Source organism: Vicinamibacterales bacterium (genome assembly GCA_036012125.1).
In the GTDB taxonomy this organism is placed as follows: Bacteria; Acidobacteriota; Vicinamibacteria; order Vicinamibacterales; family UBA823; genus UBA11600.
The window spans coordinates 118,692-145,494 of record DASCOS010000013.1 but is presented as its reverse complement, the minus strand read 5'-3'; the positions used below and the strand labels follow the sequence as shown (position 1 = coordinate 145,494).

Annotated in this window: 21 protein-coding genes; 4 read left to right on the top strand and 17 right to left on the bottom strand. The window is 48.7% G+C overall.

Annotated features, from left to right (window positions below):
• Nucleotides 1-10: 10 nt before the first annotated feature.
• Entirely contained in the window at nt 11-847 is an 837-nt protein-coding gene (gene ybgF / locus QGH09_05865; protein HJO17705.1) for a tol-pal system protein YbgF, read from the top strand.
• Between the two features lie 66 nt (nt 848-913).
• On the top strand, nt 914-1,360 hold the full coding sequence (locus QGH09_05860; GenBank protein ID HJO17704.1) for a single-stranded DNA-binding protein: 447 nt from the start codon (nt 914-916) through the stop codon (nt 1,358-1,360).
• A 26-nt stretch (nt 1,361-1,386) separates the two neighbouring features.
• On the opposite strand, the gene QGH09_05855 is transcribed toward QGH09_05860, so the two are convergent.
• The 12 genes from QGH09_05855 to guaA all read right to left on the bottom strand — a co-directional run bounded on the left by QGH09_05855 (nt 1,387) and on the right by guaA (nt 19,023).
• Nucleotides 1,387-1,758 carry a cupin domain-containing protein gene (locus QGH09_05855; GenBank protein ID HJO17703.1) on the bottom strand — a complete coding sequence of 124 codons (372 nt, stop codon included), beginning with the start codon at nt 1,756-1,758 and terminating at the stop codon, nt 1,387-1,389.
• Between the two features lie 58 nt (nt 1,759-1,816).
• Nucleotides 1,817-2,704, bottom strand: a complete 888-nt coding sequence (rapZ, locus tag QGH09_05850) for an RNase adapter RapZ (protein ID HJO17702.1) — start codon at nt 2,702-2,704, stop codon at nt 1,817-1,819.
• 139 nt (nt 2,705-2,843) lie between these two features.
• Nucleotides 2,844-4,331: an RNA polymerase factor sigma-54 gene (gene rpoN / locus QGH09_05845; protein ID HJO17701.1), complete on the bottom strand. Its 1,488-nt coding sequence runs from the start codon at nt 4,329-4,331 to the stop codon at nt 2,844-2,846.
• Between the two features lie 43 nt (nt 4,332-4,374).
• A complete protein-coding gene (lptB, locus tag QGH09_05840) occupies nt 4,375-5,100 on the bottom strand; it encodes an LPS export ABC transporter ATP-binding protein (protein ID HJO17700.1) in 726 nt (241 codons plus the stop codon).
• A complete protein-coding gene (lptC, locus tag QGH09_05835; GenBank protein HJO17699.1) occupies nt 5,101-7,254 on the bottom strand; it encodes an LPS export ABC transporter periplasmic protein LptC in 2,154 nt (717 codons plus the stop codon).
• Nucleotides 7,255-7,280: 26 nt separating this feature from the next.
• A complete protein-coding gene (recJ, locus tag QGH09_05830; GenBank protein HJO17698.1) occupies nt 7,281-9,014 on the bottom strand; it encodes a single-stranded-DNA-specific exonuclease RecJ in 1,734 nt (577 codons plus the stop codon).
• A gap of 2 nt (nt 9,015-9,016) precedes the next feature.
• The gene (locus QGH09_05825) at nt 9,017-10,030 is read right to left on the bottom strand and encodes an acetyl-CoA carboxylase carboxyltransferase subunit alpha (protein HJO17697.1); all 1,014 of its coding nucleotides are present in this window, start codon (nt 10,028-10,030) and stop codon (nt 9,017-9,019) included.
• Nucleotides 10,031-10,037: 7 nt separating this feature from the next.
• Nucleotides 10,038-13,520, bottom strand: coding sequence for a DNA polymerase III subunit alpha (locus QGH09_05820; protein HJO17696.1), 3,483 nt, complete (start codon nt 13,518-13,520; stop codon nt 10,038-10,040).
• 366 nt (nt 13,521-13,886) lie between these two features.
• On the bottom strand, nt 13,887-14,747 hold the full coding sequence (locus QGH09_05815; GenBank protein ID HJO17695.1) for a hypothetical protein: 861 nt from the start codon (nt 14,745-14,747) through the stop codon (nt 13,887-13,889).
• A 33-nt stretch (nt 14,748-14,780) separates the two neighbouring features.
• A complete protein-coding gene (locus QGH09_05810; protein HJO17694.1) occupies nt 14,781-16,517 on the bottom strand; it encodes a thiamine pyrophosphate-binding protein in 1,737 nt (578 codons plus the stop codon).
• Between the two features lie 64 nt (nt 16,518-16,581).
• Nucleotides 16,582-17,433, bottom strand: coding sequence for a hypothetical protein (locus QGH09_05805; GenBank protein ID HJO17693.1), 852 nt, complete (start codon nt 17,431-17,433; stop codon nt 16,582-16,584).
• A gap of 51 nt (nt 17,434-17,484) precedes the next feature.
• The gene (guaA, locus tag QGH09_05800) at nt 17,485-19,023 is read right to left on the bottom strand and encodes a glutamine-hydrolyzing GMP synthase (GenBank protein HJO17692.1); all 1,539 of its coding nucleotides are present in this window, start codon (nt 19,021-19,023) and stop codon (nt 17,485-17,487) included.
• 144 nt (nt 19,024-19,167) lie between these two features.
• Between guaA and QGH09_05795 the strand changes: the two genes are divergently transcribed.
• Nucleotides 19,168-20,799, top strand: coding sequence for a PQQ-binding-like beta-propeller repeat protein (locus QGH09_05795; protein ID HJO17691.1), 1,632 nt, complete (start codon nt 19,168-19,170; stop codon nt 20,797-20,799).
• Between the two features lie 19 nt (nt 20,800-20,818).
• Here QGH09_05795 and pssA read toward each other — a convergent pair whose 3' ends face one another.
• The 5 genes from pssA to tsaB all read right to left on the bottom strand — a co-directional run bounded on the left by pssA (nt 20,819) and on the right by tsaB (nt 23,967).
• The gene (pssA, locus tag QGH09_05790; protein HJO17690.1) at nt 20,819-21,634 is read right to left on the bottom strand and encodes a CDP-diacylglycerol--serine O-phosphatidyltransferase; all 816 of its coding nucleotides are present in this window, start codon (nt 21,632-21,634) and stop codon (nt 20,819-20,821) included.
• A gap of 2 nt (nt 21,635-21,636) precedes the next feature.
• Entirely contained in the window at nt 21,637-22,290 is a 654-nt protein-coding gene (locus QGH09_05785) for a phosphatidylserine decarboxylase (GenBank protein ID HJO17689.1), read from the bottom strand.
• A 32-nt stretch (nt 22,291-22,322) separates the two neighbouring features.
• Nucleotides 22,323-22,589, bottom strand: a complete 267-nt coding sequence (locus QGH09_05780) for a YdcH family protein (protein ID HJO17688.1) — start codon at nt 22,587-22,589, stop codon at nt 22,323-22,325.
• A 121-nt stretch (nt 22,590-22,710) separates the two neighbouring features.
• Nucleotides 22,711-23,172 (bottom strand): ribosomal protein S18-alanine N-acetyltransferase, encoded by a 462-nt coding sequence (gene rimI, locus QGH09_05775; protein ID HJO17687.1) that lies wholly within the window; start codon nt 23,170-23,172, stop codon nt 22,711-22,713.
• Between the two features lie 12 nt (nt 23,173-23,184).
• A complete protein-coding gene (tsaB, locus tag QGH09_05770; protein ID HJO17686.1) occupies nt 23,185-23,967 on the bottom strand; it encodes a tRNA (adenosine(37)-N6)-threonylcarbamoyltransferase complex dimerization subunit type 1 TsaB in 783 nt (260 codons plus the stop codon).
• Nucleotides 23,968-24,147: 180 nt separating this feature from the next.
• On the opposite strand from tsaB, the gene mutS reads away from it, so the two are divergent.
• A complete protein-coding gene (gene mutS / locus QGH09_05765) occupies nt 24,148-26,766 on the top strand; it encodes a DNA mismatch repair protein MutS (GenBank protein ID HJO17685.1) in 2,619 nt (872 codons plus the stop codon).
• Nucleotides 26,767-26,803 lie beyond the last annotated feature (37 nt).

Sequence of the window (26,803 nt, the reverse complement as noted above, 5' to 3'; positions counted from 1 at the left end):
AAGGCGCATCATGAAACGTAAGGTTCTCTTCACATTACTAGGCTCGATCATGCTCAGCCTTGCCTTGAGTCATCCTTTGAGTGCTCAGAGTGATGAAGAGCGCCAAATAATGGCCGACCTTCGGATTCTCCAAATGCAAACGCAAGAGCTTGCCCTAATGGTGGCGATTCTCACAAAAGCATTGGACGACATGTCGCTATCGGTAACCGACCAGGCTGCGATCAATCGCCAGGCCTTTGCCGACAGCCGCTTACTCGTCGATACTGTTGCAAACAGTATCCGTGTTCTTAGAGAGAAGGTTGATGATACTAACGTCCGGATTTCTTCGTTTTCTCAGGAAATCGAAGCGCTCAGGATGTCAATTCCACGATTCCCGGCAACTGTAGACGATTCCGAGGCCACTGAATCCGAAGGCGAACAAGTCAGTGCGCCAAGCCCGGAGCCACCTCTTCCAACAAATCCAGGGATCTCCCCTCAACGCTTGTACGATAATGCGTGGGCAGATTATTCAACCGGTCAATGGTCTTTAGCCATCGCAGGTTTTGATACATACATTAAGACCTTTCCCCGGTCTGACCTAGCCGACGACGCACAGTTTTACATTGGGGAAACTCACTATAATGATGGACGATTCGCCGATGCCGTACTCGCATACGACGAGGTAATCGTAAACCATTCAGAAGGAAATGCTGTTCCTGAAGCTCAATACAAGAAAGGACTAGCACTTGATCGCCTTGGCGATACGGATCAGGCCCGCGAAACATTTCAGACTGTGCTGGACAGCTTTCCCGATAGTCGCATGGCCGCTCTCGCACTTCAGGCGCTCAATCGCTTAAACCGCCCCTAAATTCAGTGTTGAGTCGACAGATGGTCTGGCTCGAGTTATTACACATATTTCGAAAAGAGGAATGCGATGGGTAGCGTGAATAGAGTGATTCTAGTGGGAAATCTTGGTAGAGATGCTGAATTGAAATACACGCCAAGCGGCGCTGCGGTATCAAATTTTAGCATTGCCACCACTGACACCTGGAAAGACAAAAATACTGGTGAACGTAAAGAGAAGACTGAATGGCATCGAATCGTCTTATGGGGTAAAACTGCCGAGAATCTGAGCCAGTATCTGCTAAAAGGAAAACAGATTTTTGTTGAGGGTCGCCTCGAAACGCGCCAATGGGAAGACAAAGAAGGCCAAAAGCGATCCACGACTGAAGTAAGAGTGGGGCCTGGCGATCGCCTAGTACTCCTTGGCAGCCGAGGTGATGGTGGTTCACGATCTAGTAGCGCTGACAGTGAATCAGCGCCTAGTTCCCCTAGCCCCAACCAAGCAGGTGAACTCACCGACGACGATATTCCATTTTGACGAAGGGGTTCGTTCTTAGGCGACGGCTACTTCGACCGATGTAACGGATCGGCACGTCCGTAGTTGTCTTCTAGCCTAACAACATCGTCTAGTTCTGGCGTTGATACTTCAACAAGGTCGCTTTCTTCGATTGCCGTGATCCGATGCACCGTCCCGGGAGCGAGGTGGATAGATTTTCCAGAGGCCATTTCCCTCTGAACCAGTTGACCGTCCTCTTTCACCTCAAGAACAACCCTTCCTGACCATACCAATATCGTTTCATCCTTCCGTTCGTGATACTGGAGGCTGAGAGCATGGCCTGCATTTACATGGATTATCTTCCCAACATATCGATCGGTTATCGCCCAGAGCAACTCATAGCCCCAGGGCTTCTCGACCTTCGTCACCCCATCACTCAAGCCGCTCTCCTCTCGACAACTATCAATGAACGCAATTGATAGACCACGACTACCTTTCTCAATCCGCTCGAACGTCTCGATGTCTAGTGCGAAGGCGGACTTCTTTAATGGACTTCAGCCGCTTCATTAGAGCCTCAGCTATCGTCACAGAGCGATGCCGCCCTCCAGTGCATCCAATTGCAACAGTTAGGTGGCTCTTGCCCTCTGCAACATATTTAGGAATGAGAAACCTTAAGAACTCCTCAAGTTTTAAAAGAGACTCTTTGGTTTCATGATGACCGCACAGAAATTCTCTCACAGCCTTACTACGGCCTGTTTTAGCACGCAACGAAGGGACAAAGTGGGGATTCGGGAGAAACCGTACATCCAATAAGAGATCCGCGTCGACTGGATTACCGTATTTGAACCCAAATGATAGCAATGTCATGACCAGCTTGGTTTGAGAGCGAGCCCGGGTTAAATCAAGAAAGGATCTCCGTAGTTCATGCACCGTCATATTACTAGTATCGATAATCTGATCTGCAAGCCGTCGAATTTTAGCCAACCGTTTGCGCTCCATCCGAATACCCTCACGTGGGGAACGTTGGCGAGCCAGCGGATGAGGTCTTCTCGTCTCGCTAAATCGTCGTAACAGAGCGCTATCAGTCGCCTCAAGAAAGATTAGCCTGAGGCCTAAACTTGTATCAGCCTGTAGCTCTTTAAACACCTTTGGAAACTGGGACAGAAACTTACCCTCGCGAATATCGACCACAACAGCTGTTTTTGCCCGAACGCCCCCGGCAAGAGCGGTTAAATTAGCCAGCGTCGGAATGAGGGTCGACGGAAGATTGTCTACACAGAAGTATCCGAGATCTTCTAGCGCATGAATTGCCTGGGATTTACCGGAGCCAGAAAGCCCCGTTAAAATCACAAAACGTCCGTCTGGAGACAATTTTCCACCGCTCATATCAATCTCTGCGCGCTCTCGCGAGCACTGTTATCAATAAATCGATCTATGAACCCGTGTCTCCTTTGCACGGACAATTTTCTATCTACTAGTCCCCTCTTCACAGGTTTAACATCTACTGCTTCGTCATTCAAATGCCTCAATAAGCAACTCTACGCTGGGTGGAGGTCGGGATCCTTAGGTCTTCTCGATATTTTGCAATTGTCCTTCGCGCTAGAACTAATCCCTCTTCCCCTAGAGCCGTGACGATCTTAGCGTCACTAAGCGGTGCCTCAGGGTTTTCCTTTTCGATTATTTTCCGTATTTTCTCTTTTATCGTAACGGAGGATATGCTCTCTCCATAGGAATTACTAATTCCACTGTTAAAGAAATACTTCATTTCAAATAGACCTTGAGGCGTGTGCATGTACTTGTTATTAACCACCCGACTTACCGTCGACTCATGCATCTCAATATCATTCGCTACGTTTCGGAGCACCAAGGGCTTCAACTCGCCGATGCCATTTTCAAGAAACCCGGCCTGAAGCTTTACGATGCTGTCAGCAACCTTTTGGATAGTTGCCTGCCTTTTATCAATAGACTTAAGAAGCCAAAGAGCGGAACGATACTTCTCCCTCACGTAAGATTTAGTTTCGACACTCGCTTTCGAGTCTTTGTTGATAAGTCGTCGATACCTTGGACTAATTCTTAACTTAGGAAGACCCTCATCGTTCACCACGGCCACAAAGACGCCTTCCCTCTTAACGACCAATACGTCGGGTATAACATGCTCCGACACCGAGGAGCCATAACAGGCTCCCGGCTTAGGATCGAGATGACTGATGACCTCAATATGCTGTTTAGTCTCATCCACCGTGAGCCCTAGTATTTTTGCAAGCTCGGGCAACCGCCGCTTTTGAACCAAGTCGAGGTGCTCACCAACAATCTGCGCCGTAATCGTACCGGCAAAGCCTAAGTGCTCAAGTTGTAACCACAGGCATTCCTGTAGAGTTCTGGCAGCGACTCCGATCGGATCAAACTGCTGGACAGCCTCAAGTGCCTTAGTTACGTCTGTCTTCGTCCATGGACCCATGGCACACAGTTCTTCCGTCGACGCCACCAGCTGGCCATCTTCATTCAGGTTGCCGATAATTGCAGTCGAAATCTCCTTAATGATCTCTGTATGCTGCGAGGATGACAGTTGCCAGGTCAAATGATCAGCCAGAGATGTTGTTGCGGATAAAGTATTTTCGAGTGGAGGGAGGGTTCCAAAATCTCGATTAGCCGTCGACCTTGATTCCTCGCCCAGATATTCACCAAAGAAATATGCGATATCGGCGTCATCCCACGTGTTCTCTGTCCCACTCGACTCTGAGGAAGACTCTGCGGTCTTATCTGTCCGCTGTATTTCATCAGCCGGGCTAACCTCGTCTATAGGGATTTGACTATCACCCTCCTGTGTATTGGCTTCTGAGTTGGATTCCTCATCTGACCTCTCATCCAGCAAAGGATTCTCAACCATCTCCTGATTCAGCATCTCTGCCAACTCGACCGTTGACATCGGAAGCATCTTGAGCTCCTGCAGAAGAGAGGGCGTCAAGATTAGCTTCTGAGAAAGCTTGACCTGTAGCTTTTGCTGAAGAGGCATTAATCAAAGGCGCGAACGACCTAAGCCGCTCGATTCTCGCATCTTAATCCAATCGGAAGTCTGTGCCGAGATATATTCGCTTCACTTCTTCGTCAGCGGCCAGTTCAGAAGGGGTGCCGCTACGAAAGATTTCTCCTTCGTTCACAATGTAGGCTCTGTCGGTAATCTTGAGAGTCTCTCGAACATTATGGTCAGTGATCAATACGCCGATACCTCGCTCTCTTAGGTGAAAAATAATATCCTGAATGTCGGTAACGGCAATTGGATCTATCCCGGCGAACGGTTCATCTAGGAGCAAGAAAGACGGTGACACGACAAGCGCCCGGGTAATCTCAACCCTCCTCCGTTCACCACCAGACAGTGTGTAAGCGGGAGCTTTTGCTAGACCAGTCAAATCAAGTTCAGCCAATAACTCACGAGTTCTGTCTCTTTGCTCACCCTTCGAGATATTAAGCGTTTCCAAGATAGCAAGGATGTTTTCCTCCACTGTGAGCCCTTGGAAAATAGATGGCTCTTGCGGAAGGTAACCCAACCCTTTGCGAGCCCGAACGTACATGGGGTCATGCGTAATATCCTCGCCGTCTAAAGAAACCTGGCCGGTTTCTGGTGCCGTCAGGCCGAGTACTAAATAAAAAGTTGTAGTCTTTCCAGCACCATTTGGCCCAAGGAGGCCCACCACTTCTCCGGATTCAACCTTGAGGGTGACCTCGCGCACAACAGTCCGCCCTCCGTATCTTTTCGTTAGGTTGTTCGCAAGCAGCGTAGCCATTCAATTAAATTGAGGCTGAGGGCAATTTTCAGAAAGTGTCGCCACCAGTTCTGCTCCATCATTGGCAAGATTCAAGGAGGCTTCCGTAAGTGCATCTTCTGAAGATTCAATCGAAGTCGTTCTAGTAATCGTCCGAACCTCTTCATTGCCATCGACAGACACCGTCTCGCTCGCACGGAAGAACGTTAGGGATTTTCCTTGCGTCTCGCGGCACTCTCCAGGCAGTTCTTCAAGAATTTGCACCGGCGAGCCTCGCATTATGTAGCGACCATCAGTCGTGAAGTACGTCAACTCAAGCCCGGTTGCTGTAACCCCCGTCAGCAGTAACTTAACTCGATTTCGTGATTCAACTCGCTCCAACTCTAGGTGAGACCGCCCGAAATAGAGCTCAACTTCATCTCCTGATAAATCACCCTGCGGGCCGTTAACGTGTGCTTCCTCAGTGTAAGTTGCCCGACGGGCCACTCCTTCATAGCGCATAGAGTTAGCGACCCCAATGGTTTGTACTTGCCTGACCTCACTAGTGACATCATCGATTTCCTCAAGGTTGAAGGTCGACCTCACATCTCCACTAGCCCTTACATCGGCCGTGTCTTGATGAATTTCGATTATCTCCCCTTGTATTGCAGTGTTACCCTGCCAAAGTCTTGCCCCGCCAGAATACGTCGTTCGACGATCCTTCGAGTCATATGCCAGTTGACCAGCCCTCGCATAGGAAGGGGTGCTCGATGAAAAAATTCCTGAAAACGAGAGAACGCTCCGAACATCTCCCTGAGCCCTTATGGATGTGCCATCAAGCGCTAAATCAATTTCTTCGGCTTCAATTTCTACGTTCGGGTCCATGATGTGGGGAGTCTCCCCCTCGCCACCATACGATCGGAGTCTCACGACGCCAGCGTTGATGTCATAGAACAACAATCTAGCCACGCCGTTCGTATCACCATGTGAAAATCTGACATTCCCCGTAAAACGAGCACTCTCCATTTCGCCTAGACTGCCTGCTAAAGATGCCTCCAGCCGATCTGCTTCGGTTGCTAATTCCCGTTGATTAGCGCCGTCAAAATCTAGTGATCGAAACTCAACATCTTCCATAAACTCCATCATCGTCAACCCGCGAGTCCCATCACCATCACTGATCATCATTCCGGCGCGAATCTGTTGAAGCGATTCCGAGTTTCCATCAGTCAAATCGATTTCTACGCCTTCTCTAGCCTCTAAGAAGGTAACGGAGCTTCCATCAGCGCCCAATGAAACGTCTATTGAATCCGCTACGATGCGCTCTCCAGCAGTTGGCGTGGACCCGGCCAGTCTGATTTCTGAGTTGCCCAGCAAGTTCACGTTGTTCAATAACCCGCTTTCCTTATCGTACTCAAGGTCGATCTCTCTCGCCTCCATCATCACCACTGACCCTGGAGTAGCGGAAAGACTTTCCATTCGAGCCTGTTCTCGTAACTGAACTAACTCTACGTGAGTCTCTGCCTGATCGTACTGAACATATGCTGCTTGAGTAACTGTGCTCCAACTGCCCTCCTCGATCAGAACATCCCGCGAGAACGATAATGAGGTATCCGCAAGAACGGCCGCGTCGCTGGTGAACTCTAGCCGCCCTAAGGTAACTTGGGATTCAGAAAACAGTCGAAGCTGATCGGTTTGATCGTCATATAGAGCGCCGACTGCCGAACCAACCAATTGACCACGAGAGAATGCAAGAGGGCCGGAAATGCTGACGGACCCCACCCTGTTATCATACGAGGCCTGTTCAGTGTGGACGGAGAATCCATCACTAGCCTCAAGAATTACGTCGCCAGTCACCTCTATCTGATGTTCTGACTGACCAACTTGACCCTTACGACTCGTGATTAAGATCTGGTCGCCGTTTTCATCTTCCACGATGACCCTCACGCCATCAATGCGACTACTACCATCTGAATATGCAAAATGCTGATCAGCCTCTACTCTTAGATTGCGCCTCTCACCTGTGACCTGGGTCACCACACTGTTTACACTGTGAAAACTCAAGTCAGGAGTTAGACCCAACGATTCATTAGGGTCCTGAATGGACGGCCGATCCTTAAGCGTTAAAAGGACTACTGCGCCCAGACATAATCCTATGAGCCCAATAAGAGTCCGTGTTCTGCGTTGCCAAGTAGTCATGGCGCAATTCTGATTCTAAAACCACTTTACCGGGCTTCCCTTACATCAGCAACAGATAACTGGACGCTATATTCGCCTCGAAAATGATTTTCCATTATGGAGTAAGCAACATCAATCACGCCTCCGAGCCCTAGAAAGAATTCCCGCCTATGAGCCGACTGCCAAGCGATTGCGCGGAAAACATGCCCCTCCTGATTTAACGTCATGACCAAGTGTTGATCCTTAAGTACCGTTGGGCCCTCCATTATTCTCACGCCACTCGCCTGAAAGACGGGTTCGGGATTACCTTGACCAAATGGTTTCAGTTGATTAATCCCGGCGACTACCTCTACATTCAACTCTTTAAGTTCCAAAGGCGCGTCAATCTCCAGCTGAAACTTGTCCTCTTCATCGCTTGCCCTCATCTCTGCATACTGATTCATTCTTAGCTGGAGTGTCGCAAGGTTGGCGGTCTCAAGTGTCACACCGGCAGCCATTCGATGACCGCCGAATTGAGTGAACAACTCAGCACATTGAGTGAGCCCACCAAGTAAGTCAAAGTGTGCCGTGTTTCTCGCCGAACCGTAAGCCATCTCTCCCTTGATGGATAAGACGATGGAGGGTCTCTCATACGTTTCAACGAGCTTAGAAGCGACAATTCCAATAACGCCACGATGCCATCCCTCCCCTCCAATAACGATGACTCTGTGCGAACCAATCTCAGAATCTGCGTCTATTCTCTCCTTTGCTTTCGTGAACACATTACTCTGCTCCAGCCGACGTTGCGTATTGAGCTCATCAAGCTCCCGAGCCAGGCCATTAGCTTCGCGTTCACTGGAAGGATCGTTGGTTAGCAGTAACCGTGCAGCTAAATCAGCCGACCCCATACGACCGGCCGCATTTAGGCGCGGAATTACACGGAATGCTAAATTTTCACTATCAATTCTCTTACCAGCCAATCCAGCCACCTCGACTAAAGCATCTAGGCCAACATTGTTAGGGCCCGATGACAACTGATCCAGGCCGAGGCTAACAATTACACGATTTTCACCTTGTAATGGCACTACGTCAGCCACCGTTCCAATGGCTGCCAACTTGGTGAAGGCCGGTAACCAGTTTTGATGCCCCGTCTGCTGACAAAGACCCTGCACAAGCTTGAATGCCACGCCCGCTCCAGATAAATTCCTTTCGGGATAGGAAGAGGATATAAGGCTCGGATTAATTACAGAAAAAGCCTTGGGAAGCTCGACATTGCCCTGCGCCGTGATGAATGGTTCGTGATGATCTGTAATGATTAAGTCTACGTTTAATTCTTCGGCTGTGACTGCTGCGGAAACGCTCCGAATACCGCAGTCGACCGAAACGATTACCTTCGCACCAGCATCGCTATGTTTCTTGACGGATTCTGGACTTAGACCGTAACCATCTGAGAAGCGATTGGGTATGTAATAAGAAACCCTTGCACCAAGAAGCTCAAGTAATCGACTAACCATGACCGTTGACGTCACACCGTCAGCGTCATAGTCGCCATGAATGACAATGGGCTGCTTTTTCTGTACAGCTGTCACCAAACGATCAATGCTCTTGGAAAAATCGGGGAGTTGGAATGGGTCGTGCAACTGCTCTACGCTAGGATGGAGGAACCTATGAGCGGTAGAGTGATCCGTTACCCCTCGCTGCACCAATAGTCTGCTGAGGAGCAGTGAGATTTTTAGGGAATCGCTGAGAGACTTGGCAAGCTGCGCATCATACTGTTGCTCCCGCCAACCCTTGAAGGGCACTCCTACCTATCCTCGGCAGTCGGACCGGATTCAACATCAAGACCCTCCAATCCAAAATTACCCATGCGCCGAAACTTCTCATAACGTTTGTCCAGACGAGACTCTGGGTCATCCCTGATTAACTTGTCAAACTCCCGACCAAGAACCTCATCGAGTATTTCGGCCGCAGCTGCTGGGTCAGCATGTGCGGCACCCTTTGGTTCTGGCACAATCTCATCGATGACCCCGAACTCAAGCAGTTGTTTAGCACTAATCTTTAGCGCTTCAGCTGCTGCTGCCTTCTGATTTGCATCGCGCCACAGAATGGCCGCGCAACCCTCTGGCGGGATCACGCTATAAATCGCATACTCTTGCATCAGGATTCGATCGCCGATCGCAAGACCCAGGGCGCCACCGCTCCCACCTTCTCCCGTTATTACAACAATAATCGGTACGCTCAGCTGCGCCATTTCCCGAAGATTGTAGGCAATGGCCTGAGCCACCCCTCGTTCCTCAGACTCAATACCAGGATATGCGGCTGGCGTATCTACCATCACGATTATTGGTCGGCTAAACTTCTCCGCAAACTTCATTACCCGAATCGCTTTCCGATATCCTTCCGGCTTGGCATAGCCAAAATTTCTAAAAATCTTCTCCGTAGTATCCGCGCCGCCCTTTTGGTGCCCGACCACGACAATCGACTCGCCACGGTAATCAGCTAGACCACAGATAATTGCATGATCATCGGCGAAGGCTCGATCGCCATGTAATTCAGAAAAATTACTGAATAGCCGAGACACGTAATCCAACGTATTTGGCCGATTTGGATGACGTGCCACCTGCACACGCTGCCACGCAGTTAAGTCTGCATACACTTCGGAGGTGACTGTTTCAAGGCGCTTGCGGAGTTCGCCAATGGCCTCAGTTCGCTTTTTTGTTTGAGGATGTTGCATGAGACCTTCGATCTCATGCAAAAGAACTCTAATCGGCCCCTCAAATTCAACAGACTCGGAAGTCACCGCCTTCGCCTTGACCATAACGAATTTACCTCAGCGTCACGGTCCCAGGACCGCAAATCTCCTCAACACCATCAATCAGATCGCGGGATGGCTTGATCCGCACCGCACTAAGATCCAGTCGCACACGCTGCGGCCCGTCATTTAATTGCACTTCTAAAACCACTTCGACAGGTCGATCTCCGCGATACCGGTTAAATAACTCCGCTAGTCGCTTAAAGGTATCGCGATCGTGAGGAGGCGAGGTCAGGCAAACCTTTAGCCGATTCACCAGCTCATTGTGTAACGCCTCAATCGGTAGCACTTCCGACGCAAGAATCCTTTTCGTATCATCGGTATGTTCGAACTTCCCTCGAACCAACACCACTCGATCATTCTCGATGAGAGCACCATGCTTCTCAAATGGTTCGGGAAACACAACCACTTCAATTGATCCAACCGAGTCGTCTAAGTTAAATACGGCCATGCGTTTACCGCGCCGTGTCTTCAATAAGCGACTTTCGGTCACTATTCCCCCAACCAGTACTTCTTTCTTGGATTCTGTAAGATCGATCGATGCATCAGCGTTTACTCGCTTTAGATCGCCCGCAAGTCGATCCAGCGGATGACCTGACAGATACAAGCCCAAAGCTTCCTTTTCGAACGCTAATTTCTCAGATTCCGACCAGGCACTGACATCTGGCAATCGAGTGCCACTTGATTCATCGCTAAGGTCTGCATCCCCAAACAGTTGGGATTGGCCTTGCTTGAAATCACGTTGGGTCCGATTACCATGGTCGAGAGCCTTATCAATAACGGCAGCCAACCGAGCCCTAAACTTCTTAGAGTCCCCATGTGACGTTTTTTCGAAAAAGTCAAAGGCTCCAGCTTTGACGAGGCTCTCAAGAACTCGTTGATTGACAAGGCGCAGATCTACCATCTCGCAAAGTGAGAATAATGAGCGAATTCCCTTCCCCTCATTCCGAGCAGACAAAATCGACTCTATTGCGTGCTCACCAACATTCCTTACCGCAGCCAGGCCATATCGGACTCCCTCAGGAGTCACGGTAAATCGGATATCACATGTCGAAATATCCGGAGAAAGGATTGGCACGCCTAGGTCTCGACATTCGCGTAAATACACAGCCAGCTTATCTGGGTTTTCGGATTCGATAGTTAGCAACGCGGCCATGAAGTACCAAGAATAATTAGCCTTAAGATACGCTGTTTGATAGGCAAGAAGAGCGTAAGCCGTGGAATGGGATTTGTTAAACCCGTAACCAGCGAAGTATTCGATCAGATTGAATAACTTGGTTGCCTTGGTATTACTGATTCCCCGCTCGACCGCCCCTTTCATGAACCGATCCCGCTGCCCCTCCATAACCTTTGCATCCTTCTTGCCCATTGCCTTCCGAAGAAGATCAGCTTCGCCCATTGAGAATCCAGCAAGGTCTCTGGCGATGAGCATTACCTGCTCCTGATAAGCGATGACACCGTAGGTGCTGTGCAGTATTGGTTCGAGCTCAGGAACCTCGTACTTGATCGGCACTTTGCCATGCCTTCTAGCAATAAAATCGTCAATAACGCCACCACGCAGAGGCCCTGGACGATAAAGTGCGTTCAGAGCAATGAGATCTTCAAAACGCTGCGGTTGGGCCTTGCGCAAGGTGTCTCGCATGCCGGAACTTTCAAATTGAAAGATGCCGAGCGTTTGCCCTTCAGAAAATAACCTAAAAGTCTTTTCATCGTTAAGCGGAATCGTGTCAAGCGTAAAACTATCACTCTCGTAACTTCGAATTGCTTTCACGCAATCATCGAGAAGGGTCAAAGTGCTCAACCCTAAAAAGTCCATCTTAAGTAAGCCGATTCGCTCTATGTCCTTCATCGCCCACTGAGTAGTAATTTCATCGCGCTGACTCTTATAGAGCGGCACAAAGTCGGTGAGTGCGCTCGGCGCAATAACAACACCGGCAGCATGCACCGAGGCATGGCGATGCATCCCTTCAAGCCGACGGGCAACGTCTAGCAATTCCTTCACTCGAGGATCTCTCCCTCTAAGCGCTCTCAACTCAGAATTCTCTTCTTGGGCTTGATCGAGCGTCATGTCAAGCGTCTGGGGAATCTGTTTAGCCACCCTGTCGACGTCGGAGTAGGAGATATCAAGGGCCCGACCAACATCTCGAACTGCTGCCCGGGCTTTCATTGTTCCAAAGGTGATTATTTGCGCAACGTTCTCTCGCCCATATTTTGTGGTCACATAATCAATAACTTCTGCCCGTCGGCGCTCACAGAAGTCAATGTCGATATCGGGAAGAGAGACACGTTCAGGATTGAGGAATCGTTCGAAGATTAAGTCGAACTCAAGCGGGTCCACGTCGGTGATCTGTAAGCAGTAGGCAACTAAACTTCCAGCGGCCGATCCTCGGCCAGGGCCGACGGGAATGTTGCGCTCTCGAGCATGCCGGATGAAATCCCAGACAATTAGGAAGTAGCCTGAGTAGTTCATGCCCACAATAGTGCTGATCTCGTATTGCAGACGAGCCTCATAGGCCTCTAATGAGTGTTTTAATAACCCGTCTCCTAACCGTTGCTTCAATCTTGGTAGTCGTCGCTTGTAACCCTCACGCACCTCATGCTCAAAATAGCTTTCCAGCGTATACGATGAGGGAACCGAAAAGTTTGGAAGGTGATTCCCCTTACTTGCCAACTGAACATTGCATCGCTCCGCAATTTTCACGGTGTTAAGGAGAGCGTCCGGGTGATCACCGAACCGTTCAGCCATTTCAGCAGGACTTTTTAGATAAAACTGGTCACCGTGATACTTGAGTCGGTCTTCTTGCTGTACGGTCTTACCTGTTCCTATACACAGCAAAACATCGTGTGGGACATGGTCCCCTGGTTTTAGGTAGTGCACGTCATTAGTGCACACAAGGGGCAACTCAAGATCTCGAGCGATGGGCAGGAGGCCCTTATTAACGGTTAGTTGGTCTTCGATGCCTTGATACTGCATTTCCAAAAAGAAATTTTCCGAACCAAGAATGTCCCGGTAAGTTGCGGCGGCAGCTAGGGCCTTTTTTTGCTGTTCCTTACGGAGACCTGTTGCAACCTCACCCTTTAAACAACTGCTCAGTCCTATCAGTCCTGAGGCATGGGTGGAGAGCAGATCCTTATCTATTCTTGGACGATAGTAGAAACCGTCCGTGTATCCTGAAGATACGAGCTTAATGAGGTTATGGTAGCCCTCTAGGTTCTCAGCCAATAGCACTAGATGGTTCGCAGTTTCGCCAGTCGATCCACTTTTAGTCAGCCTGCTTCCCGGTGCAACATACACCTCACACCCTAGAATTGGTTTAATATCCCTTCTTCTCGCCTCGTCATGAAAACTGACCGCGGAGAACATGTTTCCATGCTCTGTTACTGCAAGAGCCGGCACTTTGCTTCTAGCCGCCTCATCCATCAATTCAGGAATTCGACAGGCGCCGTCGAGCAAGGAAAATTCAGTGTGAAGATGAAGATGAACAAACTCAGCCATGGCAATCAATAATCTAGCTATTTCCTCTCAACTGCCCAGTAAACACCTTCAATGAAATCACTTAAACACTCTTTTGAAAGCGAGAGACACGCGTTCCAAGTTCAACAGAGTAAGAGTTTAAACTAACTAGAAAAAACGGTGCCATAAATGATCCATGGCACCGATACTTTTGTGTATTTGTCTTAGTTGTGTCTATTTGCCACAGAAAGTCATACACAAACACTAATATTTACTAATGTCTATGTATGTATTTAATAGGAAATGTTGTTAGAGACGTTGTGCGGGTACTTGTGACAAGTTATTTTGGTACTTTTTTACTATCCAAAGTTTTTCCGAATCATTCAATGGCTAACCCTAAAAAGATATTTAAACTTTTGAAAGCAATTTATACCTAAGAAAATATGCTAATTTCTTCCAAGTAGCTATATTGTAGACTCCCATATGGCCTGGATCAGACCCAAGCTCAACTAAACTAGGCAAAGAAGCGGAAGAGCAGTTAGACAAATAAACTTCCCTTTGCCGATCAGACAAAGATTGCAAAAAACTATTTCTTACCAAATGATCTTTAGCAGGAGAATCTTTTTGGAAATATTGCATAATGAGCACTGTTCGACCAGGTGCTTGAAATTTTGGCAATCGATGCCAGATTCCGCGATGAAAAATCACCAGTGTACCTTTACCTCCGGTTGGTTGAAAAAGAGGTTTCGATTTAAATGGTGATTTTTCTACATCCATATATATTGCATCATCAACTTCATTTCTTAATAAATAACTCTCTTCTATTTCTGTGTTCTGGGATTTTTTAAGAAATTCAGTAACACCTGTTTTCTCACTTGGATTCGTTAAAAAAAGAAAAACGTTCAGGCCCTCTCCTATCTCTCTATGGAACCTTATACCTTTCTCAGGAAAAATCTTTCTTTGTAGACTAAACGATTTTAAGGTTACACTTGTTCCGAAATAATCCTCTAAAAAATTGATAAATTGCTCATCAAGCGCGAATTTGAGAGCAGCCAAACTGCATATCCCAAGGTGTTCTATCCATTGATTGTTTCCCATAATCAGGGAAGATGTTCTATGGTTAAAACCTATCTTTTCTAACCACGGCGATGTCTCTTTATTGATCAGATCTATGGTCTGCTCGGAAATTAAATCTGGAAGCACAAGTACTCCTTCCTCTTTTAAAGTGGAAAGATGGCTTTGATTTAATTTAGAAAACTCTTCCTGCATATGACCCTATTAACTTCAAATTGATCTTAAAACTTATTTTAAATACTTTTTCTCTAAAGAATCTGAATCTAGATCCAAATAAGGAGACATGTTATGTAACGGATTCCCACTATCTATTTTTGGTTCTATCAATGTATTTGGATGCAAAATTACGTCGAAGATAATCCCTTCTTTTGAATCTAAATCTTCTTTAATAATATCTTCAGGATTAGATATTTTTCTATAAGAGATATTGTAAGCATCAGCTATTTTTTCAAAATCTGGTTGACTATACCCTTTACCGGAAGCTTCATGCCTTCCTTCAAACCAAGTATCTTGAAATTGCTTGATGATTCCATATCCAAAATTATTTAAGATAAATAATTTAATTGGTAATCTATGATGAGACATTGTTTGAAGCTCTTGAATATTCATTTGCATACTACCGTCACCTGTAAAGCATATTATTTGTCTATCAGAAGATTGAATAGCTGAGCCTATCGCTGCAGGAAAAGAATACCCCATTGGTGAATTTCCACCAGCTGTAAATATAGTTTGGTCTGATCTTTCAAAAGCTTGGAAAACCCAGCATAAATTGGCCCCATCATCTACGGTAACTATTGAATCTGATTTTATAAGCCCATTGATTCTTTTAACCACTTCATAGGGATCGGTGCTCTTATATTCTATAGAAGAGGTGCTTGGACATTTCCCAAAATACTTTGTTTTGATATCGTTGCAAAACTTTTTCCATTGAATATTATCTTTAGAAAAACGAACAGAACAATTCCTAAAAAGATCTTTAGAAAACTTAAAATTAAACTTTTGAATTCTATATCTGGGTTCATTTAAATGCTTTTTTAGCTCTTCTTCGTCTACATCTATTACTAGAACATCTGCTCGAGGGGCAAACGTATCCACATCACTTCCTCTTTGCCTGTTATCTAACCTACTTCCTAAGACTAAAAGCTTGTCACAACTCTGAAGGATAAAATTAGCTCCTCGATTTCCATAGACTCCAATGTTTCCATAATAATTTTTATTATCAGACTTAATAAAACACATTCCATTCCAACTTGATACAAATGGGATTGAGTTTAAAGCCAGCCATTCTACAACCTCTTCAGATTGATCTGACAGCCCCGGCCCTGCTCCTAATAAAACGAGTGGTTGATTTGAATCTTTAAAAAAGTCTTCTATTGTTGTCCTACAGACATCTAAATCAAAGTGTTCTAGTGCTAACTCTGGTATCAGCACTTCATCGTTAACTTCTTCTTGCTGAACATCCATAGGGACATCTATTAAAACTGGACCCTTTCTATCTTCTAAGGCTATCGAATAGGCCTTAGCAAGTTCCAATTTTAGCTCTTCCGCATTATTAACTTGGACCGAATATTTAGTAATAGGTTTAACCAGGTCAACTATATTAGTTTCTTGAAAGCCTGCCTGTCTCACTTTGGCACCCTTAAAAGGGAACTTTTCCTTTTGATTAACTTGACCAGTTATATGAATAGTTGGAATCGAATCAAAATAGGAACAAGCTATTCCTGTGATTAAGTTAGTTGCACCTGGTCCGCTAGTTGCAACTGTAACCCCTACTGATCTATTTATTTTCCATGCAACATCAGCCGCCATAGCAGCTGCCTGCTCATGTTGCATTGGGATATATCTTAATGAAGGATTCCTTGAAATTGCATCTACGATAAAAGCGCAAGCACCGCCTGTAACTAAGAAAATGTTCTTACAGTTCTGCTTTTCCAAGAAGGCTGCGATGTATTCAGCACCGGTCACTTGAATATTATAGACCGAGAAAAACAAGCATCTAAGGTAGATGTTTGTTGTTAGTTTGTTGTAGTTATTTCTGAAGAAACCCTGTGTTTATAAGGGTTTCTGGAGGTGTCCTTTCCTCCCATATTTTATCGCGTTTTCGAAACTGAGCATCGATAAGTGGTGCACCTACCTCCCAAATAATGTCTCCGGCTTGATCCACTTCTATAATCCTGTCCACACCACGTCCAGAAATTAAAGTATTTCCATTATCAATTCGATCAACATAAGTGGGGCCGAGGTGCTCAAAAAGTTCGTTTTTCTCTGGAGCAAGCCCACTAAACTCCCACACTATTGTGCCATCCGGGGCAACTTCAAAGACTCGGTTGGATCCAGCATCTGCAATCATAGTATTACCATTTGCAAGGCGCTGCGCTTTCCATGGCCATACTAAATCCTCTACTCGCCAGACAATATCGCCAGTAGGATCATATTCGCGTACGAGACCTGGATGATCATCATCCCACCCTGATACCAAGATATTGCCATTTTCAAGTACCGAAAAAGAAGTTGGATAAACACCGATAGGCAAAACTCCTAAAACCTCACTATTGGTATTAATGTGCCATAGTGCATTTTCACGTATCAAGCTGACCCAATAAGTACCGTCCTGCATACTCCATGCATCATGTGGCATTTTCAACATATTGGATTCAATAATAACTTCGCCATTTTCCGCATAGTGCACAATTCGACCCGGAGGAAAGTTCTGGGTACCACCTGTAGCCAATCCGGGGTGTTCATCGACGATTAGCGTTGAATTATGATAGTTAACTTCCGCTATCTCAGCACTATCAGCCTGCATTGTCTGCGGCTCACCACAGGCGGTGACAAGCAATATTGATGTCCAAAGTAACAGGTGCTTGATAGTGTTTTTCATGAATATAATTCTCCCTGGTATCCAAGTACTATAGGGTTTCAGAGCATACCCTCATTCCCACTCAATCGTTGATGGCGGCTTTGAGGTAATGTCGTAGACTACCCGATTGATTCCCTTCACCTCGTTCACAATTCGAGATGACATTCTAGACAACAACTCAGCGGGTAAGGGCACCCAGTCCGCTGTCATGCCGTCAAGGCTCTGAACTACTCGGATCGCCACGGTATATTCGTAAGTCCGCTCGTCGCCCATTACCCCAACACTTCGAATCGGCAGGAGCACCGGAAACGACTGCCACACCTTCCGATACCATCCAGCCTCCCTAATCTCTTTCGTAACGATAGCGTCTGCCTCGCGTAACAATCTTAATCGGTCTGGGGTTACCTCGCCGAGTATTCGCACCGCCAAACCGGGACCGGGAAAGGGCTGCCTCCACACAAATGCTTCGTCAACACCCAATTCAATGCCCACCTGTCTAACCTCATCCTTAAAAAGCTGACGCACTGGTTCGATCAAGGAGAATTGCATCTCTATTGGTAGCCCCCCAACGTTGTGGTGGCTCTTAATTGGGACTGAGGGCCCAACAACCGATACGCTTTCGATTACGTCTGGGTAGAGCGTGCCCTGCGCTAAAAACTTAAACGGTCCGAGTTCGCCAGCTTTTGTTTCAAACACCTCAATGAACGCCTTGCCAATGATCATCCGCTTCTCTTCAGGATCAGTCACGCCTTTGAGCCGTTCCAAAAACAACTGTGATGCATCTGCAAACGCAACTGGTAAACCCAATTTCTCAGAAAAGCGCTGACGAACCTCGGCAGCTTCATCGGCGCGTAACACGCCATTGTCCACAAATATGCAAGTAAGTCGGTCACCGATGGCACGATGAAGTAATAGGGCTACGACCGTAGAATCCACGCCTCCACTGAGCGCACACAAGACCCGTGACTCCCCTACCTGCTCTTGAATATGCTCGACGGTTTCTTGGACAAATGAGGTCATGGTCCAGTCCCCTACACAACCGCAAATCTCCCTCGCAAAGTTTTCAAGTATGTCGCTACCATGTTCCGTATGAACGACCTCAGGGTGAAACAGCAAACCGTACAATCCACGGTCGGCGTGCTCCATAGCGGCGACCGGAGCATTCTTACTAGTAGCCGTGATAGAGAATCCTGGGGGTGCCGTTGCTACCAAGTCTCCGTGACTTGCCCAGACCTTAAAGGAGTCCGGAAGGCCACGAAACATCACCCTTTCATTCTCCGGCCGAACCACCGCGCTACCGTATTCTCGCTGCGGTGCAGGAAGAACCGCGCCACCGAGAGCGTCCGTCATCGCCTGCATGCCATAGCAAATACCCAGGGTCGGTACGGTCATCTTAAACAGTTCCGGATCGCACTTAGGAGCGTCTCGGTCAGAAATCGATTTAGGCCCGCCCGACAAAATTATTCCGACGGGATTACGCGCAGCTAAATCGTTTATGGATATGTTGAATGGAACAATCTCGGCATACACCGATAATTCACGCAGCCGACGTGCGATCAACTGCGTGTACTGAGAGCCGAAATCAAGGACGACCAGTGTTTGGTGTGTCACGCGATTAAACAACCAGCTTGGGGCACTCTTCGACCGATTCGAGGATATTATAACGGGGTGCTTCAGATTTTGTTGAGGTCATCGCACTCGTCCAAGAGCCGCCCGTTAAGGCATCGGCTGTTATTTACTGTGAGCACGCTCTTGATGGCTGTTCTCGCGGCCTCAGCTATAGGTCAGGATTCATCCCCTGAAGAGATTCTTGCCCCATCCATCTTTCCAGTCGGCTACAACTGGCAGACTACCCTACCGGCGGCCCCTGCCGGTCTTCCTGCGGGCGACGAGACCTTTCTCTATATCCCGTTGCGGAACGATCAATTCGTAGCCGTGTCCCGGTTCGACGGAATCGTCCAATGGACAGTGGAACAGCAAGTTGATTTCCGTCCCACTCCCTCTGGAGACACCGTCTTCGTCGTCAATGACAAGAAGGTCCGCGCACTATGGGCGGTGTCCGGTGCCGAAAAGTGGCATGTCGACCTCCCGGATCCTGCCTCTACAGAGGTATATTCGAATCCAGACTGGCTGATCATCGGACTCGTTACCGGGTTCGTCTCAGCACATGCACGATCCACAGGACGACCGATCTGGACTCAGGAACTCTCAGCCGCGGTCCTTCCTCCCACCGTTGATGACAATCATCTGTATGTCCCCCAAGACAATGGCGCCATTGCGGCCTTAGAACTTTCGAGCGGAACCGTGCTCTGGGAGCGACAACTCGGGGGCGCTCCCGGACCCATTACCGTTGCCTATGATCAACTCTACGTAGGCACCACTGATAATTTTCTGTATGCGATGGATCAATCCGACGGGCGAATCCGTTGGCGTTGGAGAACGGGTGGAGACATAGTTGGCGCGCCAGTAGTTGATTCGGAGACCATTTACTTTGTTTCACTAGATAATCAATTACGCGCTCTTGCACGAAAATCGGGCGTTCAATTATGGAAGCAGGATCTTCCCACTAGGCCAGTGGGAGGCCTCGTCCAGTTTGGCGATGCACTCATGATTTCAGGCCGAACGCTTCCGCTCCATCTCATTTATTCTCAGACTGGCGAAACTGCTGGAGACTTTTCAAGCGCCCCGATGCTGGAACCACTTCAGCCTGGAGAGACCGATCTTTTAATGGCCGAGGAATCAGAGGAAAGCGCCTCGACTGCGGAGAATGCGGAAGAGACGGAGTCTGAGGATTCTGATGAGTTGAATGCTGTTGAGTTGGGCGAGGCGTTGGAAATATCGACTGAACTTGCCGCCCCTCCGATCATTCTACAAGCCGAAGGAGCTTCAAAAGCAGAGTTCGTGCTTCTCACGGGCGCTGGGGAGTTGCATAGTTACATCTCGGCAAAGGCTTTACCACTTACGCCGCAGCCATACATACCAGGAATGCACCCTACCTCGTCATTAACAGAAGCCAATCATGAAGTCCCCGAGTGGTTAATTAAGCCCCTCCGCAATGGAACAGTCGATTTGACAAACTTACCAGGCATGTTCGAGATCACTAAGGATCTTGAATCCCTAGATCATCCTCCAGGATTACGCTTTACACCACCACTGACAACTGGCTTGGCCGCGCTCCCCGGGCGTGGAGGTCCGGCCGAACGCCAACTTGCACCGTTCAACCTATTACCCGGAATTCAGATGTCAGTCGAAGATCTCACGCGAGGTTTAGAGATCTTTTGGGATGATGGTTGGATTGTTGTTGGGTCTGTAAACGACGAAGTACTTCTTACGCCACTAACGAAGACGCCCGGTCAACTACTAGGCGTTCCGAACAAATCCTCGTAAAAGGCTCGTTCGCCTGCTCTTAATGAAAATGAGGGCGATTAGCAGTATCACCCGTCGCAGTATTCCTACTATTATCGTCAGCTTCGTCGGCTGCAGATTTTCTACGCACTTCAACTCGACTAAGGAGTTCTTCAACCGGTCCGGAGGCAAGATAGATGTATGCCATCCCTGCTAAGACGAATGGGGGGTGCGCGTTAATTACCGCGATTACACCCGCAATGGCGATGAGCGGCACGTACGAACGCCGATGGCCGAGATTAACCTCTTTAAAACTACGAAATCTCAAGGTCGTGATCATCAAAGAGGCAGGAACTAGTATTACCAGGAAGATCGGTAATGCCTCAATTGCACCAACCGAAGGAGTCGGAAAAGCAAACACCGTCGCCGCAAGCACACAGGCAGCTGCCGGGCTTGGCATTCCAACAAAATAACGCTTATCTAACGTTCCCCTCTGAATATTAAAACGCGCCAATCGAGTTCCCGCCGCCACAAGATACAAAAAGCCTGCAGCCCAGCCTAATTGTCCAAAAGGCGTTAGGCCCCAAGCACACACTAAGACCGCCGGGGCCAAACCAAAGGAGACAATGTCTGCCAACGAGTCAAATTCGACCCCAAACGCACTAGTGGCTTTCATTAGCCGAGCGATTCGCCCATCCAGAGTGTCAAGAACAAGCGCAATGCCAATGAACGGAGCGGCCGTGCCAAACTCCCCTCTGAGGGTATAAATCAGACAAGCGTATCCACAGAAGAGATTGGCAACCGTGAGCATGCTAGGCAGTAGGAACATGCCCCGCCGAGCACGTTGATCGCTTTGAAAGCCTCTCAGAACTACCATGCCTAGAACCCGGTCTTGGGCTTCTCTTCGCCCACTAATCTAGCAACGACGCTCTCCCCTCCACGCACCCGCTGGCCGGGCACGACGGCAATGGTGGCCGTTCTTGGTATGAACAAATCAATACGTGAGCCAAACTTCATAATACCGAAACGATCTCCAGCCTGCACCTTCTGTCCCACCCTAACACGACATACGATCCTGCGAGCAAGCACCCCAACAATCTGTCTACACACTATCACCCCGTCGCTATGCCGAAAAGCCACTTCGGTTCGCGCGTTACTAGAACTAGCTTCGCCTCTATACGCCGCAAAAAACTGGCCTGATTGGCGGAGAATGTGAATTACCTCGCCTTCAACAGGAACTCGATTCATGTGCACATCGGCCAGCGACAAAAAAATGCTCACCTGCCACCAAGATCCCTTTGGTGGATCTGCCGAGACCACCTCTCCCGCCACCAAAACCCGACCATCCGCAGGGGCAAGTACCGCCCCCTTAGTTCCTGGTGGACGCCGTCGTGGATCCCGAAAAAAGAACAGGAAGAATCCACCGACTATGACAAAAGGAATGGCCCACCACAAAAGATCCAGCAAGACCAGGACAACTGCGGGAATAGCTGTCGCAGCAACAAACGGTACGCCCGATCGATCGATGGGCACGAGATATATTCTAGGCTTAGGTCGAGTAGGAGCTACCCACCTGCTGTGGATTTACTGGAACTTTCTACCACTTGCGGGGGCGGACGGAGGCTACATCGGAGAATATGCTCCATTCGATCCTTGATATGCAGTTTTTGCTTCTTGAGGGTGGTTTCCTCAACCTGTTCGTTATCGGTTAGATAGTGTTGGCTACCGAGCTTTGCCAAACGGGTGTCGAGCATGTCGTGATTGGCGGCCAACTCCTGAAATTCCTCATTGTTCAAGAGCAGCCGCTCTCTGATTTCAGTCTCTGTCGACATCCTCCCCTCCTTTCAGAACAAAGAGCCCTAGTTGGTGGAACCACGGACGGGCGCACGGTACCATAAGGCTTCCAGGGGTTCAAGAGTCTCTACGGCAGATTAGGCCTTGATGTCCAAAAACTCAGCAGTTTTGCGTCAAACTTTTAGATAGGAGCACTGCGTCCTCAACTGGATTTCTATAGTAATCCGGCCGCCTATCCATGCGCTTAAAACCCATTCGCCCATACAACCCAAGGGCAGCGGTGTTTGATGAACGCACCTCCAACAGAATGGAGCTTGCCCCGCGACTGCACGCATCCTGTGCCAGATGACTCAAAAGAAGACGGGCCAAGCCCTGTCGACGATAATCAGGATGAATCGCTAAATTGTTGAGGTGCAACTCTCCCTCAATTAGTCGCCAAGAACAGTATCCCACTAAGGATTCTTGGTTGAACCGAACCACGAAAGCCTCGGAAACACTTACCCTGCTCAATTCATCGATAAGCATTTGACGGGTCCAAGGCGTCTGAAAGCTCAATGCCTCCAACTCAACAAGTCCGTCAATATCGCGACTTAGACTCGCCCTCTCAATGCTGGCTTCCATCAATGCATCCTGTCAGCCTCGACGCCGATTTCGTGCTAACTCAGCATCCGGCCTTCGGACATACAAGGGCCGTAGAGCATGTGGTCCTAATAATTGACCCTCAGAAGCAGCCAGTGCCAATCGGCCAACGTTTTCCGCCAGGTTCCCCGGAATTGGTAACACTCGAACCGTTGAACCCAGGAGATCCTTGGCTTCACTCATATATCGGTGGGCACCATCGCCCACGAGAGTCAAGGGCTTCTCTTCCAGCCTCTCCTGCCAACAGGTTGACACCTCTTGTGGCGTACCAACGGAATGCGGTTCGATTTCTAAGAACCCTTCGGGCACCGTAATAATCGTGGGCAGTCCCCCACTACTCGCACTTGTTGGCGGGCTACCCACTTCCTCAAGTCGAAGGTAGCCCGCACTAAAGACCTGATTTCGTTGTCCGTCGAGCCAAGCCCCAACAAGTATCGAATCACGAACCCCATCAACCAGCGCTGCAAGAGTCGACACCCCAACGATTGGAACAGCCTTAACCAATGACAGTCCTTGTATCGTAGAGATTCCAACCCTAAGTCCGGTAAACGATCCTGGGCCCACGGCTACTGCATAGCGTTCGACGTCATCAACAGTAAGATCGAGGGTTCCTAAGAGGTCAATAATATCTCTCGGTAGCCGCTCACCATGAGTTCGGTCAGCGGAGCCAGATTTACTAGCAACAATCTTCCCGTGATGGAGCACCGCGATGCCGCCTGGTCGAGTCGCTGTCTCCAGAGCTAATACGATGCCCTGGAACCCACTTCTTCTCTCCATTAGCAAAACGATTCTAGTAGAGTGCGCAGCCACCAGAAAGTCAATGTCTTCAACATCTTGACTGCCGATTGACCCCTACCTATACTGTGGCCACCTTGCATCCTTAAAGTGTCGGATGCACTCATTATTCGAGACCCGCCCTTGCCTTCCCACCCTACTAAATCGGCTGTAACGCCCGTAATGCGACAGTACTTAGATACCAAGCAACAGTATTCCGATGCGGTACTGTTTTTTCGAATGGGCGATTTTTACGAAATGTTTTACGAAGACGCACTTACGGCTGCGCGGGCCTTGGACCTGACTCTGACCTCCAGGTCGAAAGACGGGGATGGAGCGGCCATTCCGATGTGTGGCGTTCCGTTTCACTCTGCCGAAGGTTACATCGCACGTCTCGTCACCAAAGGATTTCGGGTGGCTATCTGCGAGCAGATGAACAGCGCAAAGAAGGGAAAAGGTCTCGTTAAGAGGGAAATCGTACGCGTGGTATCTCCTGGGACTCTCATTGATAGTGATGAGCTAAACTCACGAAAACCGGCCTTCTTAATGGCCATCGTTCCGAAGGAAAATAGTAAGAAAGAACCCACAAAGACCTCCGCTCAATACGGTGTCGCCCTCGTAGACCTCTCAACGGGTGAGTTTCAGGTGGCTGAATATCAGGGTGCTACGGCTCATCAACAGGTTCTCGATGAAATATCTGTACTTCAGCCTCGGGAATTGGTAATTCCTGATGACATGGAAGACTCCGCACTCCTTAAACACATCGGTGAAACACCAATTACACGTATTGACTCGTGGACCTTCAATCTTGAGCGTGCACGCGACACATTGTGTTCTCAATTACATGTTCAGGACCTCGAAGGATTCGGACTCAAAGAACGGTTGGCCGCGACGGCGGCGGCCGGGGGCCTCATAAGCTATTTGAGGGACACTCAGAAGTGCGACCTGTCACACCTTCGAGAACTTAGTCTTCGAGAACACTCCCAATATTTGAGCATTGATCCAACGACGTTCCAACATCTGGAAATCATCGCTGCATCGGATGGGTCTTCGGAAAGGTGCTTACTCTCAACCATCGATCAGACTGTAACAGCAATGGGAGGACGCCAGCTCAGGTCCTGGCTGGTCAGGCCACTCTTGTCAATTGAACGAATCCAAGATCGTCTTGATGCGGTTGAGGAATTCGCCTTTGATACCGTGACCCGTGGCAAACTTCGAGAGGTCCTTAAAGGCGTGGTCGACCTTGAGCGTCTCGTGGCACGAGTGTCGTTAGCGACCGCTGGACCTCGTGATTTACTCGCACTCCACCAGTCCGCTGTTTTACTTCCCAGAATTCGAGGCATTCTGGGAGACCTGCACGCACCTCTTACCCTTAGCCTATTGGGCGAACTCGACGATCTGAGCGATTTAAGAAGCCTCATTGAGAAGACTATCTCTGAAGATGCCCCTGCTCAAGCTCGGGATGGAGGCTGCATTCGTGAAGGCAGTAATTCTAAATTAGATGAGCTGCGCTCCATAAGTAACAGCGGCCGTCAATTAATCTCAGAAATGGAGGCAGCAGAACGGACCCGCACCGGAATTTCCAGTTTGAAAATTCGATTCAATCGAATATTTGGTTACTACATAGAGATCTCCAAGGCGCATTTACAGTCCGTACCGGATGATTACCATCGCAAACAGACAGTCGCAGGAGGCGAACGTTTCGTCACTCCTAGTCTTAAGGAATACGAAGACTCTATTCTTGGCGCAGATGAGCGAATCCTGGAGCAAGAGATAGCCTTATTCGAGGCTCTTCGGAAACAAATAGCAGAGGAAATTCCTCGCATTCAAGACACAGCAAGGGCGGTTTCCGGTCTTGATACCCTATCCGCTCTTGCGGAAGTTGCCGTCACCCACGAATATACAAAACCACAAATTCATAATGGAGATGAATTCGAGGCTTACGATGTTCGTCATCCCGTTGTCGAACGGTATACCCCGGAAAGGTTTGTACCAAACGATCTCTTGCTAAATAAGTTGAGCCACCAACTCATAATCCTAACCGGACCAAATATGGGTGGTAAGTCAACCTACCTCCGCCAAGCTGCGTTGCTTACGATCTTGGCTCAGACAGGTTCGTTTGTGCCTGCCCGCCAAGCGAAACTGCCCTTGGTTGATCGGGTCTTCGCCCGAGTTGGCGCGTCCGACAATATTGCTCGTGGACACTCCACCTTTATGGTTGAAATGGAGGAAACAGCACATATCCTACATACGGCAACCCCTCGAAGCTTGGTCCTTCTAGACGAGATCGGCCGCGGAACGGCAACCTTCGACGGACTCAGCATAGCCTGGGCGGTCGCCGAACACTTAGCGACCAATCAGTCAGCACGGCCCCATACTTTATTCGCGACTCACTATCATGAGTTGACTGATCTTGCAGAAGCTTTACCTGGGGTCATAAATTTCCACGTTGTCGCTCGGGAGCACAACGACAACCTCGTCTTTCTCCGCAAGGTGGTTCCAGGTCGCTCAGACCGCAGCTACGGCATTCAAGTGGCCCGTTTGGCGGGATTACCTCAAAAGGTTGTTCGTAGAGCTCGAGAGATCTTGGATGGATTGGAACGGGACGAGTTAACTCGCGCCGGCAGACCCGCAATGAGCGGAAGCAACGCTCCCAGCCAAGAACAACCCGGTCTCTTTCAGGGCACTGGACCAGATGATCAAATTCGGCAACGTTTACGTACGCTCGACCTGGATCAAATAACTCCTTTAAAAGCTCTTGATTGGTTAGCCGAACTGAAGAGGGACATGTCAGAGGAATAGTAGCGCTCGACCGACCCAACCTTGGCAACCTAGAATG

Coding starts and splice junctions, on each gene's coding strand:
- ybgF (HJO17705.1), top strand. CDS start 11: ATGAAACGTAAGGTTCTCTTCACATTACTAGGCTCGATCATGCTCAGC.
- QGH09_05860 (HJO17704.1), top strand. CDS start 914: ATGGGTAGCGTGAATAGAGTGATTCTAGTGGGAAATCTTGGTAGAGAT.
- rapZ (HJO17702.1), bottom strand. CDS start 2,704: ATGAGCGGTGGAAAATTGTCTCCAGACGGACGTTTTGTGATTTTAACG.
- rpoN (HJO17701.1), bottom strand. CDS start 4,331: ATGCCTCTTCAGCAAAAGCTACAGGTCAAGCTTTCTCAGAAGCTAATC.
- lptB (HJO17700.1), bottom strand. CDS start 5,100: ATGGCTACGCTGCTTGCGAACAACCTAACGAAAAGATACGGAGGGCGG.
- lptC (HJO17699.1), bottom strand. CDS start 7,254: ATGACTACTTGGCAACGCAGAACACGGACTCTTATTGGGCTCATAGGA.
- QGH09_05825 (HJO17697.1), bottom strand. CDS start 10,030: ATGGTCAAGGCGAAGGCGGTGACTTCCGAGTCTGTTGAATTTGAGGGG.
- QGH09_05820 (HJO17696.1), bottom strand. CDS start 13,520: ATGGCTGAGTTTGTTCATCTTCATCTTCACACTGAATTTTCCTTGCTC.
- QGH09_05815 (HJO17695.1), bottom strand. CDS start 14,747: ATGCAGGAAGAGTTTTCTAAATTAAATCAAAGCCATCTTTCCACTTTA.
- QGH09_05805 (HJO17693.1), bottom strand. CDS start 17,433: ATGAAAAACACTATCAAGCACCTGTTACTTTGGACATCAATATTGCTT.
- QGH09_05795 (HJO17691.1), top strand. CDS start 19,168: ATGGCTGTTCTCGCGGCCTCAGCTATAGGTCAGGATTCATCCCCTGAA.
- pssA (HJO17690.1), bottom strand. CDS start 21,634: ATGGTAGTTCTGAGAGGCTTTCAAAGCGATCAACGTGCTCGGCGGGGC.
- QGH09_05780 (HJO17688.1), bottom strand. CDS start 22,589: ATGTCGACAGAGACTGAAATCAGAGAGCGGCTGCTCTTGAACAATGAG.
- rimI (HJO17687.1), bottom strand. CDS start 23,172: ATGGAAGCCAGCATTGAGAGGGCGAGTCTAAGTCGCGATATTGACGGA.
- tsaB (HJO17686.1), bottom strand. CDS start 23,967: ATGGAGAGAAGAAGTGGGTTCCAGGGCATCGTATTAGCTCTGGAGACA.
- mutS (HJO17685.1), top strand. CDS start 24,148: ATGCGACAGTACTTAGATACCAAGCAACAGTATTCCGATGCGGTACTG.